At 73.2% G+C, this 14,019-nt stretch carries 10 protein-coding genes; 3 read left to right on the top strand and 7 right to left on the bottom strand.

Annotated elements, in window-relative coordinates:
* Positions 1 to 31: 31 nt before the first annotated feature.
* The 6 genes from ABVB68_RS01420 to ABVB68_RS01395 form a co-directional block, all read right to left on the bottom strand.
* Positions 32 to 1,483 carry an aldehyde dehydrogenase family protein gene (locus tag ABVB68_RS01420; protein ID WP_353598952.1) on the bottom strand — a complete coding sequence of 484 codons (1,452 nt, stop codon included), beginning with the start codon at positions 1,481 to 1,483 and terminating at the stop codon, positions 32 to 34.
* Complete coding sequence (locus tag ABVB68_RS01415; RefSeq protein ID WP_353598951.1) at positions 1,480 to 3,210, bottom strand: N-acyl-D-amino-acid deacylase family protein; 1,731 nt, start codon at positions 3,208 to 3,210, stop codon at positions 1,480 to 1,482. Before ABVB68_RS01415 ends, ABVB68_RS01420 begins: the two co-directional genes overlap by 4 nt.
* A gap of 87 nt (positions 3,211 to 3,297) precedes the next feature.
* Complete coding sequence (locus tag ABVB68_RS01410) at positions 3,298 to 4,416, bottom strand: LLM class flavin-dependent oxidoreductase (protein ID WP_353598950.1); 1,119 nt, start codon at positions 4,414 to 4,416, stop codon at positions 3,298 to 3,300.
* Between the two features lie 110 nt (positions 4,417 to 4,526).
* Positions 4,527 to 5,297 carry an SDR family NAD(P)-dependent oxidoreductase gene (locus ABVB68_RS01405; protein ID WP_353598949.1) on the bottom strand — a complete coding sequence of 257 codons (771 nt, stop codon included), beginning with the start codon at positions 5,295 to 5,297 and terminating at the stop codon, positions 4,527 to 4,529.
* Between the two features lie 9 nt (positions 5,298 to 5,306).
* Complete coding sequence (locus tag ABVB68_RS01400; RefSeq protein WP_353598948.1) at positions 5,307 to 6,230, bottom strand: LLM class F420-dependent oxidoreductase; 924 nt, start codon at positions 6,228 to 6,230, stop codon at positions 5,307 to 5,309.
* Positions 6,227 to 7,456: an amidohydrolase family protein gene (locus ABVB68_RS01395; RefSeq protein WP_353598947.1), complete on the bottom strand. Its 1,230-nt coding sequence runs from the start codon at positions 7,454 to 7,456 to the stop codon at positions 6,227 to 6,229. The genes ABVB68_RS01400 and ABVB68_RS01395 overlap by 4 nt, the downstream gene beginning before the upstream one ends.
* A 189-nt stretch (positions 7,457 to 7,645) precedes the next feature.
* On the opposite strand from ABVB68_RS01395, the gene afsR reads away from it, so the two are divergent.
* Positions 7,646 to 10,627 carry an SARP-family global regulator AfsR gene (gene afsR / locus ABVB68_RS01390; protein ID WP_353598946.1) on the top strand — a complete coding sequence of 994 codons (2,982 nt, stop codon included), beginning with the start codon at positions 7,646 to 7,648 and terminating at the stop codon, positions 10,625 to 10,627.
* A gap of 204 nt (positions 10,628 to 10,831) precedes the next feature.
* Entirely contained in the window at positions 10,832 to 11,014 is a 183-nt protein-coding gene (gene afsS, locus ABVB68_RS01385) for a regulatory protein AfsS (RefSeq protein ID WP_353598945.1), read from the top strand.
* 155 nt (positions 11,015 to 11,169) lie between these two features.
* Here the strand turns inward: afsS and ABVB68_RS01380 are convergent, their stop codons facing one another.
* Complete coding sequence (locus ABVB68_RS01380) at positions 11,170 to 12,777, bottom strand: FadD3 family acyl-CoA ligase (protein WP_353598944.1); 1,608 nt, start codon at positions 12,775 to 12,777, stop codon at positions 11,170 to 11,172.
* Between the two features lie 86 nt (positions 12,778 to 12,863).
* Between ABVB68_RS01380 and ABVB68_RS01375 the strand changes: the two genes are divergently transcribed.
* Positions 12,864 to 14,018, top strand: coding sequence for a lipid-transfer protein (locus ABVB68_RS01375; RefSeq protein ID WP_353598943.1), 1,155 nt, complete (start codon positions 12,864 to 12,866; stop codon positions 14,016 to 14,018).
* Position 14,019: the final 1 nt, after the last annotated feature.

The raw sequence follows: 14,019 nt of genomic DNA, 5'->3' as shown, positions 1-14,019 counted from the left end.
CGCTCGGCCCCGCCCGCTCAGCGCCGCCCGCTCAGCCCGGCCACACGAGGGACTGCAGCTCGCTGTAGGCGTACAGGGCGTACACGCCCACGTCACGGCCGACCCCGCTCTTCTTGAACCCGCCGAAGGGGGCCTCCATGTTGCGGCCGACGGTGTTGATGCCGACCCCGCCCGCCCGCAGCCGGCGCCCCACGCGGAAGGCCCTGGCCAGGTCGCCGGACCAGACGTAGTCGATGAGGCCGTAGTCGGAGTCGTTGGCGAGGGCCACCCCTTCCTCCTCGTCGTCGAAGGGGATCACCGTCACCACGGGCCCGAAGATCTCCTCCCGCGCCACCCGCATGTCGTTGGTGCAGTCCGCGAGGAGGGCGGGGGCCACGTAGAAACCCCGCTCGAGCGGGGGGCGTTCACCGCCTGTCACCAGTACGGCGCCTTCCTTGCAGCCGAGTTCGACGTACGACTCCACGCGTGCCCGGTGCTCGGCCGAGATCAGCGGCCCGACGACGGTGTCCGGTTCCCGCGGATCGCCCACCTTCAGCCGGCCGGCGTACGCGCCCAGCCGCTCCACCAGCCGGTCGTACACCCCGCGCTGGGCCAGCACCCGGGTCGGCGCGGTGCAGATCTGCCCGCTGTAGAAGGAGAAGGTGGTGCCGATGCCCGCGACGGCCGAGCCGAGGTCGGCGTCGTCGAAGACCACGGCCGCCCCCTTGCCCCCCAGCTCCATCAGCTGGCGTCGCATGTCCCGCCCGCAGACCTCGGCGATGCGCCGGCCGACGGCCGTGGAGCCGGTGAAGCTGACCATGTCGACGTCGTCGCAGGCCACCACCGCCTCGCCGAGCGCCGTGTCCCGGCCCGAGACGACGTTCACCACGCCCGGCGGCACCCCGGCCGCCTCCAGCGCCTCGGCCATCCGGTAGACGGACAGGGGGTCCTGCGGGGCGGGCTTGACCACCACGGTGTTGCCCATCGCCAGGGCGGGGGCGACCTTGCCGGCCGGGTTGGCCCACGGATTGTTGTAGGAGGTGATGCAGGTGACGACGCCGACGGGCTGCCGTACCGCCAGTGCGCCCAGCACTCCCGCGCGGCCCATCGGGCCTGCCTCGTCGATCTGCGGGAGGAGCGCCCACTCTGCGGGCTCGACGGTGGCGTACCGGCGGAAGCGGGCCGCGGCCACGCCGACCTGCATCGCGCGGGCCGTCCCGGCCGTCGCCCCGGTCTCGGCCCGGGCGAGGTCGGCGTACGGCTCCAGGGAACCGCGAATGATCTCGGCCGCGCGGCCCAGTACCGCCGCCCGCTCCTCCGGCCGGGTCCGCGACCAGGGGCCGAACGCCTCCCGGGCGGCCGCGCAGGCCGCCCGCGCCTGCGCCGGCGAGGCCTCCGGCGCCCAGCCGACCAGCCCTTCGGTGGCCGGGTCGGTCACCGGGTAGTGGCCGCCGGCCGGTTCGGTCCATTCCCCGCCGACGAACAACCGCTGCCCCTCGCTCACCGGGTGCCAACCGTCCGCGTGTCGCGCCCGGAGCGCAGCACCTTCCCCGGTACGGCACCGGTCACCGTGTCGTCCCGGATCGTCTCGGTGCCGTTGACCCACACGGCCCGCACCCCGAGCGCCCGGGAGTCCAGCCGGGGGCTGCCGCCGGGCAGGTCGTGCACCAGCCGGGCCGGGCCCGCGTCGATCCGCTCGGGGTCGAGGAGGACGAGGTCCGCGTGCCAGCCCTCCTGGATCCGGCCGCGCTCCCGCAAGCCGAACAGCCGCGCCGGGTCGTCGGTCAGCATCCGCACCGCCTGCTCCAGACCGACCAGCCTCCGCCCGCGCAGGCAGTCCCCGAGGAACCGGGTGGTGTACGGCGCCCCGCACATCCGGTCCAGATGGGCGCCCGCGTCCGAGCCGCCGAGCAGGACGTCCTCGTGCTGCCAGGTCTCGGCGCGCAGCGCCCAGGAAGCGGGGTCGTTGTCGCTCGGCATCGGCCACAGCACGGTCCGCAGTCCGTCGTTGAGGCAGATCTCCACCAGGCAGCCGAACGGGTCCTGCCCGCGTTCGGCGGCGATGTCCCGCACCATGCGCCCGGTCAGTGCCTGGTTGGCCTCGCTGTAGGTGTCGCCGACGACGTAGCGGCCGAAGTCCGACAGCCGCCGGAAGACGCCCGCCTCCTTCGAACGGGCCCGCCGCTCCATCTCCGCCCGGACGTCCGGGTCGCGGAGCCTGGCCATCCGCTCGGGCACGGGCAGCCCGAGGACCGGCCCCCAGCCGGGTATGAGGTTCAGGGCGCAGAAGGTGCCCAGGGACATGTTCATCGGGGTGAGGATCGGCATGGTGAGGGCCACGACGCGGCCGCCCGCCTTCCGGGCGCGCTCGCTCGCGGTCAGCTGCCGGGGCACGCGCTCCGGGACGGCCGCGTCGATGGTGAGGACGTTCCAGTTCAGGGGCCGGCCGGCGACCGCGCTCATCTCCACGAGCAGCTCGATCTCGGCATCGCTGAACTGGTCCAGGCAGCCGGCGACGATCGCCTCGATCTGGGTGCCCTCGTGCTCGCCGACGGCCCGCGACAGCGCCAGCAGCTCCTCGGGCCGGGCGTGCCGGGAGGCGACCGGCTGCCCGTCCCCGTCGGAGTGGGAGGAGGACTGGGTGGTGGACAGCCCCCAGGCGCCGGCGTCCATGGCCTCGTGGAACAGGCCGAGCATCCGCCGGAGCTGCTCGGGGTCCGGCTGCCCGCCGACCGCGTCCGGGCCCATCACGTACCGGCGCAGGGCGCAATGCCCCACCATGAAGCCCGCGTTGACGGCGATCCGTCCTTCGAGGGCGTCCAGGTACTCCCCGAAGCCGCGCCAGTCCCAGGGCGCCCCCTCCTCCAGCGCGACCAGGGACATCCCCTCCACCTTGGACATCATCCGCCGGGTGTAGTCGGCGTCCTCGGGGCGGTCGGGGTGCAGCGGCGCGAGGGTGAACCCGCAGTTCCCGGCGGCGACGGTGGTCACCCCGTGATGGAGGGAGGGGGTCGCGTACGGATCCCAGAAGAGCTGGGCGTCGTAGTGGGTGTGGGGGTCGACGAACCCCGGGGTGAGCACGAGCCCGGCGGCGTCCTCGGTGGTGCGGGCCGGTTCACCGACCGTGCCGACGGCGGCGATACGGCCGCCGCGGATGCCGACGTCGGCGGTGCGGGCGGGCGCACCGGTACCGTCCACGACGGTGACGCCCTTGATGAGGTGATCGAGCATGGGGCTCCCCTTTCGGCTCCGGTACGGCGAAGGGGGCGCGGGGGACCGCGCGACCGGCCGCGGACGACCCGCACCCCGCGACGGCGGTTACCAGGCGGCCCGGAACCGGCTGGTCCGGTGCACGGGATCGGTGTCGATCTTGGGGATCACGTGCTCCCCGATCAACCGGATCGTCTGCAACGTCTCCTCCTTCGGCACCCCCACCGGCAGCCCGAAGCTCAGCTGGTCCGCCCCCGCCTGCTCCCACCGCTTGCACTGGCGCAGCACCTCGTCCGGATCGCCGCAGATCAGCAACTCCTCCTCGATCAGCAGCTCGACGAACTCCGGCGTGTACTCGGGCAGCGTCTCCGGCCACACCGGGAAGCCCTCGGGGCGGGGGAACGTGTCGTGGTACCGGAAGACCAGCGAGGGCAGGTAGTGCAGTCCGCCGCCGACCGCGATCTCGATCGCCTGCGCGTGCGTCGGTGCGCAGATGGCCGTGGTCGTCACCATCACGTTGTCGTTGACGAAGTCCCCGACGGGTTCCGCGTCCACGACCGCCGTCTTGTACTGCTCCAGCACCCACTCCATGTCGGAGACCTTCTGGATGCTGAAGCCGAGCACACCGAGCCCCTTCCTCGCCGCCATGGCGTACGAGGGCGGGGATCCGGCGGCGTACCACATCGCCGGGTGCGACTTCCCGTACGGCTTCGGCAGGATCTTGCGCGGCGGCAGCTGCCAGTGCTTGCCCTGGAAGCCGGCGTACTCGTCCTGGAGCCACATCTTGGGGAACTCGGCGATGGTCTCCTCCCAGATCTCCTTCGTGTGGTTCATGTCGGTGATGCCGGGCAGGAAGCCGAGGATCTCGTGGCTGCCGGCCCCCCGTCCGCTGCCGAACTCGAAGCGGCCCTCGCTGAGGTGGTCGAGCATGGCGACCTTCTCGGCGACCTTCACGGGGTGGTTGACCTGGGCGAGCGGGTTGAAGATCCCGGAGCCCAGGTGGATGCGCTCGGTGGCGTGGGCGAGGTAGCCGAGGAAGACGTCGTTGGCGGAGAGGTGCGAGTACTCCTCCAGGAAGTGGTGCTCGGAGGCCCAGGCGTACTTGAAGCCGGACCGGTCCGCCTGGATGACGTACTCGGTCTCCTCCATCAGCGCCTTGTGCTCGGCCAGCGGGTCGGTCTCGGCGCGCTTGCCCACGTATCCCTGTACAAAGAGCCCGAATTCCAAGGCGGGTCACCGTCCCAGTTCATCTGACGATCCGTCAGGTCTGCCTGTCGGCCGACTGTCGCACCGCGTGCCACGACCGTCAATAGCTGATGGGCAGTCAGATCGGCTGTTCAGATCACGCTGACCCCCGCGAGCCAGCCGCCGTCGATGACGAACGGCTGACCGGTGATGTACGAGGAGTCGTCCGAGGTGAGGAAGAGGGCGAGCCGTGCCACCTCGGCCGGCCGCCCGACCCGCCCGAGCGGCACGAGTCTGCGGTACAGCTCGTCCAGCGCCCGGCTCGTCTCCTCCGGGTCCGCGTCCGGGTCCAGCCGGGCCGGGTTGGACATCGCGGTGTCGACGGCGCCGGGGCAGATGGCGTTGACCCGGATCCCGCGGGCCGCCAGTTCCAGCGCGGCCACCCGCGTCAGCCCGAGCACCGCGTGCTTCGTGGCCGTGTACGCGCCGACGGCCGCCATGCCCGTCAGAGCCGTGTAGGAGGCGGTGTTGACGATCGTGCCGCCGTCGGTCAGCTCCGGCGCCACCGTCTTCATCCCCAGGAAGCAGCCGACCTGGTTGACCTGCACCACCTCCATGAACTCCGCCAGCGGGGTGTCCACGAGGGAGTTGAACCGCAGGATGCCGGCGTTGTTGACCAGCCCGTCGATGCGCCCGTACGCCTGCTTGACGGCCTCGACGGCCGCCCGCCAGCCGTCCTCCGCACGGACGTCGAGGTGGACGTAGTGGGCGCCTATCTCCTCGGCGAGCGCCCGGCCCTGCTCGTCGAGCACGTCCGCCACGACGACCCGCGCGCCCTCCTCGCGGAAGAGCCGCGCCTCCTGCTCGCCCTGTCCGCGGGCCGCCCCGGTGATGACGACGACCCGCCCGTCCAGCTTGCCCATGTCCGCTCCTCAGGTCAGCCGGGGCGCTACCTCCGCCCCGAACGCGGTGATCTGGTCGACGAGTTCGCTCCGGCTCCGGCTGCGGAACCGCACCTGGACCTGGTGCACGCCCATCGCGCTGTAGGCCCGCAGCGACTCGGCGATCTCCTCGGGCGTCCCGGTGAGGGTGCGCCGCCCGACGTGCCAGCCGGCGTGGCCGATGTACAGCGGCTCGGTGAGGGCGCCGATCGTGAGGGGCCCCTCGACGCCGTGCTCCGCGCGCAGCCGCCGCAGTCGCGCGATCTGGCCGGGCAGCCGGTCCCGCGGATCCCCCTGCGGCAGCCAGCCGTCGCCCTTCAGGGCGGCCCGGCGCACGGCCGCGGGTGAGGAGCCGCCGATCCAGACGGGCACCCGGGCCTGCGCGGGCCGGGGCCGCTGGCCCAGGCCGGCGAAGTCGTGGAAGGTGCCGTGGTGTTCGGGGAACTCCTCGGGGCCGAGGGCGGCCCGCAACGCGTCGATGGTCTCGTCCAGCACGGCTCCGCGCCGCTCGAAGTCCACCTGGAGGGCCTCGAACTCCTCGCGCACGTGCCCGGCGCCCACGCCGAGGATCAGCCGCCCGCCGGAGAGGTGATCGAGGGTGGCGTACTGCTTGGCGCTGAGCAGCGGGTGCCGCAGGCCCACGACGGCCACGTGGCTGAGCAGCCGGATGCGCTCGGTCACGGCCGCCAGATGGGCGAGGGTGGCCACCGGGTCGTACCAGACGGTGCTCATCGTCGGGGCCAGCCGGCGGGGCACGCCCACGTGGTCGCAGCAGGCCAGGTAGTCGAACCCGGCCCGTTCCGCGGCCCGGGCGACCGCGACCAGGTCGGCGGGGCCCGCCGTGACCTCCCAGCCCTCGGCGAAGAGGGTGCTCTGGGCCTGCACGGGCAGCTGGATGCCGTAGGCGAGCGTCACGCGGACCCCTTCCACAGCCCGTCCGGCGTCAGCCCCAGCAGCTCTATGGCGTTCCCCCGTACGATCCGCTCGACCACGTCCGCCGCCAGGTGCCCCATCTGCGCCTCGCCGACCTCGCGGGACTTGGGCCAGGTGGAGTCGGAGTGCGGGTAGTCCGTCTCGTACAGGACGTTTCCGACGCCGATGGAGCCGAGGTTGCGCAGCCCGAAGGCGTCGTCGAAGAAACAGCCGTGGACGTGCCCGGCGAACAGCTCGGAGGGCGGCCGGCGGACCTTGTCGGCGACGCCGCCCCAGCCGCGGTTCTCCTCCCACACCACGTCCGCGCGCTCGAGGATGTACGGGATCCACCCGATCTGCCCTTCCGCGTACATGATCCTCAGGTTCGGGAAGCGCTCGAACTTGCCGCTCATCAGCCAGTCGACCATCGAGAAGCAGCAGTTGGCGAAGGTGATGGTGGAGCCGACGGCGGGCGGGGCGTCGGCCGAGGTCGAGGGCATCCGGCTGCTGGAGCCGATGTGCATGGCCACGACCGTGCCGGTCTCGTCGCAGGCCGCGAGGAACGGGTCCCAGTCGTCGGTGTGCACCGAGGGCAGCCCGAGGTGCGGGGGTATCTCCGAGAAGGCGACCGCCCGCACCCCCCGCGCGGCGTTGCGCCGCACCTCCGCGGCCGCCAGCCCGGCGTCCCACAGCGGGACGAGGGTGAGCGGTATCAGCCGCCCGCGTGCCTCGGGCCCGCACCACTCCTCCACCGTCCAGTCGTTGTAGGCGCGCACGCACAGCAGGGCCAGCTCCCGGTCCCGGGCCTCGGTGAAGGTCTGGCCGCAGAAGCGGGGGAAGGTCGGGAAGCAGAGGGCGGACTGGACGTGGTTGACGTCCATGTCGGCGAGCCGGGCGGCCACGTCGTACGAGCCGGCCCGCATCTGCTCGTAGGTGATGACTTCGAGGCGGATCTCGTCGCGGTCGTAGCCGACGGCGGTGTCGAGGCGGGTGAGCGGGCGGCGCAGGTCCTCGTAGACCCACCAGTCGCCCAGCGGGCCGTCCGTGCCGGGTTCGCCCATGACGGGCCTGAAGCGCCCGCCCAGGAAGGTCATCTCCTTGAGCGGCGCGCGCACGATCCGGGGCCCTGCGTCCCGGTACCTCTTCGGCAGGCGGTCCTGCCAGACGGTGGCGGGCTCCACGGTGTGGTCGTCGACGGAGATGATCAGCGGGAACTGTGTGGTCTCCATGCCGCTCACCGTAGCGCCGATCTGACGGATCGTCAGCTACTGTTTCGGCGCCGCTGGATGCGGAGACCGTGTGAGGACCTTGTGCGCCGGGAGCCGCCGCCCTGTGATCGGCGTCTCCCACGGCTGACGCAACCGCCCGGAACAAGGCAAACTGACGGGGTTGTTCGTGACACCGAGGGGGACGAACGCATGGACGCTGGGCCGCGAGTACCCGAGCAGCGGCGTGCCGGCTCCGTGGCCATGGCCGGGACCGGCGCCGTCGCGGGGACGGAGGCTCTGCGCTTCAGCGTGCTCGGTCCGGTGCGGGCCTGGCGCGGCGAGGACCCGCTGGCCACCGGCTCCCCCCAGCAGCGCGCCCTGCTGGCCGCCCTGCTGCTCCGGGAGGGCCGTACGGCCACGGCGGCGGAGCTGATCGACGCCCTGTGGGGCACCGAGCCGCCGTCCCAGGCGCTGGCGGCGCTGCGCACCTACGCCTCCCGGCTGCGCAAGGTCCTGGACCCCGGCGTCCTGGTCAGCGAGTCCGGCGGCTACGCGGTACGCGGCCTCGGCGAGGGCGCCCTGGACCTGGCGGTGGCCCAGGAACGTGCGGCGGACGCCGAGAAGGCGCGCGGGGCCGGGGATCCGGGCCGGGCCCGGTCGCTGCTGAACGAGGCCCTGGCCCTGTGGGACGGCGAACCCCTGGCGGGCGTGCCCGGCCCGTACGCGGAGGCCCAGCGGGCCAGGCTGGAGGAGTGGCGCCTGGGCCTGCTGGAGGCCCGCCTGGACATGGACCTGGAGCAGGGCTGCCACGCGGACGCGGTCTCGGAGCTGACGGCGCTGACGGCCGCGCATCCGCTGCGGGAGCGGCTGCGGGAGCTGCTGATGCTGGCGCTGTACCGGAGCGGCCGGCAGGCGGAGGCGCTGGCGGTGTACGCCGACACGCGCCGCCTGCTGGCCGAGGAGCTGGGGGTCGATCCGCGGCCCGGGCTCCGGGAGCTCCAGCAGCGCATCCTCCGGGCGGACCCGGCCCTGGCGGAGCCCTCGGCTCCGGTGGCTGAGCCGGCGTCGGCCCCCGTCCGCCCGGCCCAGCTGCCCGCCACGGTCCCGGACTTCACCGGCCGCTCCACCTGCGTGACGGAGCTGAGCGAGGTGCTGTCCTGTGCGTCCGAGGCGGAGGGCCGGGTGATGGCGGTCTCGGCGCTGGCCGGTATCGGCGGCGTCGGCAAGACGACCCTGGCGGTCCACGTGGCCCACCGGGCACGCCCGGCCTTCCCCGACGGCCAGCTGTACGTGGACCTGCAGGGCGCGGGCCCCCGCCCGGCCGAGCCGGAGGCGGTGCTGGGCTCGTTCCTGCGCGCGCTCGGCACGGCGGACTCGGCGATCCCGGACTCGCTGGAGGAGCGGGCCGCGCTCTACCGCTCGGTCCTGGACGGCCGCCGGGTCCTGGTCCTGCTGGACAACGCCAAGGACGCGGCGCAGGTACGGCCGCTGCTGCCCGGCACGGAGGGCTGCGCGGCCCTGGTCACGTCGCGGGTCCGGATGCTGGACCTCGCCGGTGCGCACCTGGTCGACCTGGACGTCATGTCCCCCGACGAGGCGCTGGCACTGTTCACGAAGATCGTGGGCGAGGAACGGGTGGCGGCCGAGCGCGAGGCCGCGCTGGACGTGGTGGCCGCGTGCGGCTTCCTGCCGCTGGCGATCCGGATCGCGGCGTCCCGCCTCGCGGCCCGGCGCACCTGGACGGTGTCGGTCCTCGCCGCCAAGCTCGCGGACGAGCGCCGCAGGCTGGACGAGCTGCAGGCCGGCGACCTGGCGGTGAAGGCCACCTTCGAGCTGGGCTACGGCCAGCTGGAGCCGGCCCAGGCCCGGGCGTTCCGGCTGCTGGGCCTGGCGGACGGCCCGGACATCTCGCTGGCCGCCGCGGCCGCGGTGCTGGACCTCCCGGCGGAGCAGACGGAGGACCTGCTGGAGTCCCTGGTGGACACGTCGCTGCTGGAGTCGGCGGCCCCGGGCCGCTACCGCTTCCACGACCTGGTACGCCTCTACGCCCGAGCCTGCGCGGACCGCGACGAACAGCCGCCCAGCGAGCGGGGGGCGGCGATGTCGCGGCTGCTGGACTTCTATCTGGCGACGGCGACGGGCGTGTACGCGATGGAACGGCCGGGGGACCGGACGGTCGCCCATCTCGAACGTGCCGAGGTCCCGGGCATCGCCTTCGCCGGTGCCTCGGCGGCCCTGGACTGGCTGCACACCGAGGCCGAGCCCCTGCTCGCCTGCGTCCAGCAGTCGCTCGACGCACCCACCCTGCGACGGGCCGTCGACCTTCTGCTGGCCACCATAGACCTGGCGGAGTCCGGGGCCAGTGCCCGCCGGTACAAGACGACGGCCGTCGCCGCGCGGGACGCGGCGGCCCGGCTGCGTGACGCGCGCGCCGAGACCAGGTCGAGGATCACCCTGGCGCAAGTCCTCAGCCAGTCCGGACGGTTCGACGAGGCCCGGCTGGAGGCCGAGCACGCCGACGTGCTGAACGAGGCCGCCAGGGACCCCTGGACGAGCAGTACGGCCCCCAACCAGCTGGGAATCATCGCGAACTGCACCGGGCGCTACCCCGACGCGGTGGTCTATCTGCAGCGGGCCATCGAGGCGTTCCGGACCGACGGCAACAAGCCGGGCGAGGCCAGTGCCGTGTGCAATCTCTCCCGTGCGCTGGCCTCCATGGGCCGCAGCGAGGAGGCCGTGGAGCTCGCGCAGCGGGGCGTCGACATCTACGACGAACTCGGCATGTCGGTCCGCCTGGCCAACGCCCACTACGCCCTGGGCATCGTGCAGACCCAGGCGGGGTCCCTGCCCGAGGCCCTGGTGCAGCTGACCGAGGCGCTGCGCATCTTCACCGACAGCCGGCAGCGCCTGTGGGAGGGAACCACCCACTTCCGCATCGCGCAGGTGCACCTGGTCTCCCAGCAGTCCGCTCTGGCGGCCCAGCACGCCGAACAGGCCCTGGCCATCGGCTGCATCGGCGGCGACTGGATGCGGGCCAACGCCCTCACCATGCTGGGCCGGGCCCTGGAGGCGCTCGGCCAGTCCGACCGGGCCCGCGCCTGCTGGCAGGAGGCCCTCGCGCTGTACGAGCAGGCGGGCTCCCCCGAGGCCGACGAAGTGCGCTCCCTGCTCTCCCCCCTGGCAGCGGCGTGAGCGCCTGACGCGACGTCGTTCATCGAACGTTTATGGCCGCCTGCCACTCTCGACGAGTCGATCCGCCGCTGTCGGGGGGCAGACGGATCCGCCGGGCCTCACGGCTACTCTGAGGCCTCCTGGAACGCCCGTTCGGCGACCTTCGGGGGAGTCGCCGAACGGGCTCTCCTGCCCGTGCGTCACATATCTCTTGGAGTACCAGCCATGAGCAACGACGAGAAGATCACCACGTTGGACCAGCACACGCCCGCTCCGCCCGCCCTGGACGAGCCGGTCACCACGATGGACCAGCACACCCCGGCCCCGCCCGCCCTGGACGAGCCGGTCACCACGATGGACCAGCACACCCCGGCCCCGCCGGCCCTCGACCTCGACGGCCGGAAGTAGGGCCACCTTCCCGACGGGGGGACCGGCCGCGGCGGCGCGGAGGGGAGTCGCCGCGGCCCGGGTGTGTTCGGGGGTGCGACCTCGCCCTGGGGGGGCGGGGTCGCCGTGGCGTTGCGGGGCGTGGGGCGCGTGCCGGCCGCTTCTCGTCGAGGCGGTCAGTCCCCGCCCTTCCCGCGCAGGCCTTCCTTCAGCACCTTGCCGCTCGCGTTGCGGGGCAGTGACCCGACGAACTCCACGGTTCTGGGCACCTTGTAGTTCGCCATCTCGCGGCGGGACCAGGCGATCAGGTCGTCGGCGGTCAGGACGGAGCCCGGCCGGCGGACGACGAAGGCCTTGCCGACCTCGCCCAGGCGGGCGTCGGGCACGCCGACGACCGCCACGTCCGCCACGTCGGGGTGGCCGCCGAGGAGTCGCTCTATCTCCGCCGGGTAGGCGTTGAAGCCGCCGACGACGAACATGTCCTTGATGCGGTCCGTGATGCGCAGGTTGCCGGACGCGTCCAGGACGCCCACGTCGCCCGTGCGCAGCCAGCCGTCCGGTGTCACCGTCCGTGCCGTGGCCGCCGGGTCGGCGTAGTAGCCGCGCATCACGTTGAAGCCGCGCACCAGCACCTCCCCGGGGCTCCCGGCCGGGACCGGCGCACCCGTCTCCGGGTCGGCCACGCGCACCCGCGTGCCCGGGATCGGCCGGCCGGAGGTGGCGGCGATCACCGACGGGTCGTCACCGCGCCGGCACATCGTGACGATGCCGCTCGCCTCGGAGAGGCCGTAGGCCGTGAGGACCGTGCCGACGCCGAGTTCCCCGCGCAGTCGTTCCACCAGGCGCAGGGGGACCACGGCCGCGCCGGTCACCACCAGCCGCAGCGCCGACAGGTCGTGGGCGTCGCGGGCCGGGTGGTCCAGGAGGGCCTGGTGGAGGGTCGGGGGGCCGGGCAGGACCGATATGCGTTCGGCCGCCGTGTTCGCCAGCGCCGTCGCCACGTCGAACACCGGCTGCGGCACCATCGTCGCCCCGCGCATCAGGCAGGCGATCACCCCGGCCTTGTAGCCGAACGTGTGGAAGAAGGGGTTGACGATGAGGTAGCGGTCCGTCGTGCGCAGACCCGCCAGGTCCGCCCAGATCCCGTACGCCCGCAGGGTCTGCCCGTGCGTGGTCATCACACCCTTGGGGCGGCCCGTCGTACCGGACGTGAACACGATGTCCGACAGGGACGAGCCGGTCAACCGGTCGCCGCGGGCGCTGACTTCGGCCGCCGACCGCTCCTCGCCCGCCGCCAGGAAGTCCTTCCAGGTGCGGAAGTCCGGTGGCGCGTCGTCCGACAGGACCACCACCTGCTCCAGCGCCGGCAGCCCCGGCAGTGGGCCCTTGCCGGCCGGCGCCCCCTGCCCCGCCGCCCGGCGCAGGGACGCCACGTACGACGTGCCGAGGAACGTGCCCGTCACGAACAGCAGCCGGGCCCCGCTGCGGCGCAGCACGTCCGCCGCCTCCGCGCCCTTGAAGCGGGTGTTGAGCGGGACGAGGACCGCGCCCGCCGAGACGGCGCCGAGTGCCGCGACGATCCAGTCCAGGGTGTTGGGTGCCCACACGGCGACCCGGTCACCCACCTCGACCCCGCAGGCCAGGCAGGCGGCGGCCGCCCGTTCGACGCGGGTGCCGAGTTCGGCGTACGTGATCCTCGTGCGGCCCTCGACCACCGCCTCGGCGTCCGCGTACCGCTCGGCCGACGAGCGCACCAGTCGCGCGATGGTGCCCCGGTCACTCACGGCAGGCCTCCCCGAAGCGCTACGGCTTACTGACGGATCGTCAGGTTAGCGGTAATCTGACGCTCTGTCAGGAGAGGGGGTTTCGCATGACGGGAACGGGACTCAAGGACGCCACCGCCATCGTCGGGATCGGGCAGACCGCGTTCGCCAGGCATCTCGCCGAGGACGAGAGGACGCTCGCCTGCCGTGCCGTGCTCGCCGCGCTCGACGACGCCGGGATCGCACCCGGCGAGGTCGACGCCCTGGCCTCCTACACCATGGAGCAGACCGACGAGGTGGAGCTGGCGAAGGCCGTCGGGTTCGGGGATCTGACCTTCTTCGGCAAGGTGGGGTTCGGCGGCGGCGGCTCCTGTGCCACCGTCGCCCACCTCGCCGCGGCCATCTCCGCCGGGCAGGCCACCGTGGGGGTCGCCTGGCGGTCGCGGAAGCGGGGCAGCGGGCCGCGGCCGTGGGCCGGCACCGCCGTGCAACTGCCCACACCGTCCCAGTGGACCCGGCCGTTCGGGCTGCTGCGGCCGGCCGACGAGATCGCCATGCTGGCCCGGCGGTACATGCACGAGTACGGCACCACCCGCGACCATCTGTTCAACGTGGCCCTCGCCTGCCGCAACCGGGCCAACCAGAATCCGGCGGCCGTCATGTACGAGCGGCCGCTGACCCGCGAGATGTACATGTCCGCGCGGTGGATCAGCGAGCCGCTGTGCCTCTTCGACACCTGCCTGGAGACCGACGGCGCGCTGGCGTGTGTGGTCGTCGGCCGGGAGCGGGCGCGGGACTGCGCGAAGAAGCCCGTGTACGTCCACTCCGCCGCCCAGGGACTGCCCGCGCAGCACCACGGCATGGTCAACTACTGGAACGACGACCCGCTCACCGGCCCCGGCTGGACCGCCGCCCGGCACCTGTGGAAGCACGCCGACTTCACCCCGGACGACGTGGACGTGGCGCAGATCTACGACGCCTTCACGGCCCTCGTACCGCTGTCGCTGGAGGGGTACGGCTTCTGCGGGCGCGGGGAGGGGGGCGCCTTCACCGAGCGGGGCGCCCTGGAGATCGGCGGCCGGCTGCCCGTCAACACGGGCGGCGGCGGGCTCAGCGAGGCCTACGTGCACGGCTTCAACCTCGTCAACGAAGGGGTGAAGCAGCTGCGTGGGACCGGTACCGCGCAGGTCCCCGGTGCCGCCACCTGCCTGGTCACGGCGGGCGAGTGCGTCCCCACCTCCGCACTGCTGCTGAGGAGCTGAC

Origin of the sequence: Streptomyces sp. NPDC096012 (assembly GCF_040426375.1) — a bacterium.
In the GTDB taxonomy this organism is placed as follows: Bacteria; Actinomycetota; Actinomycetes; order Streptomycetales; family Streptomycetaceae; genus Streptomyces.
This window is presented reverse-complemented; position numbering and strand designations above follow the sequence as displayed.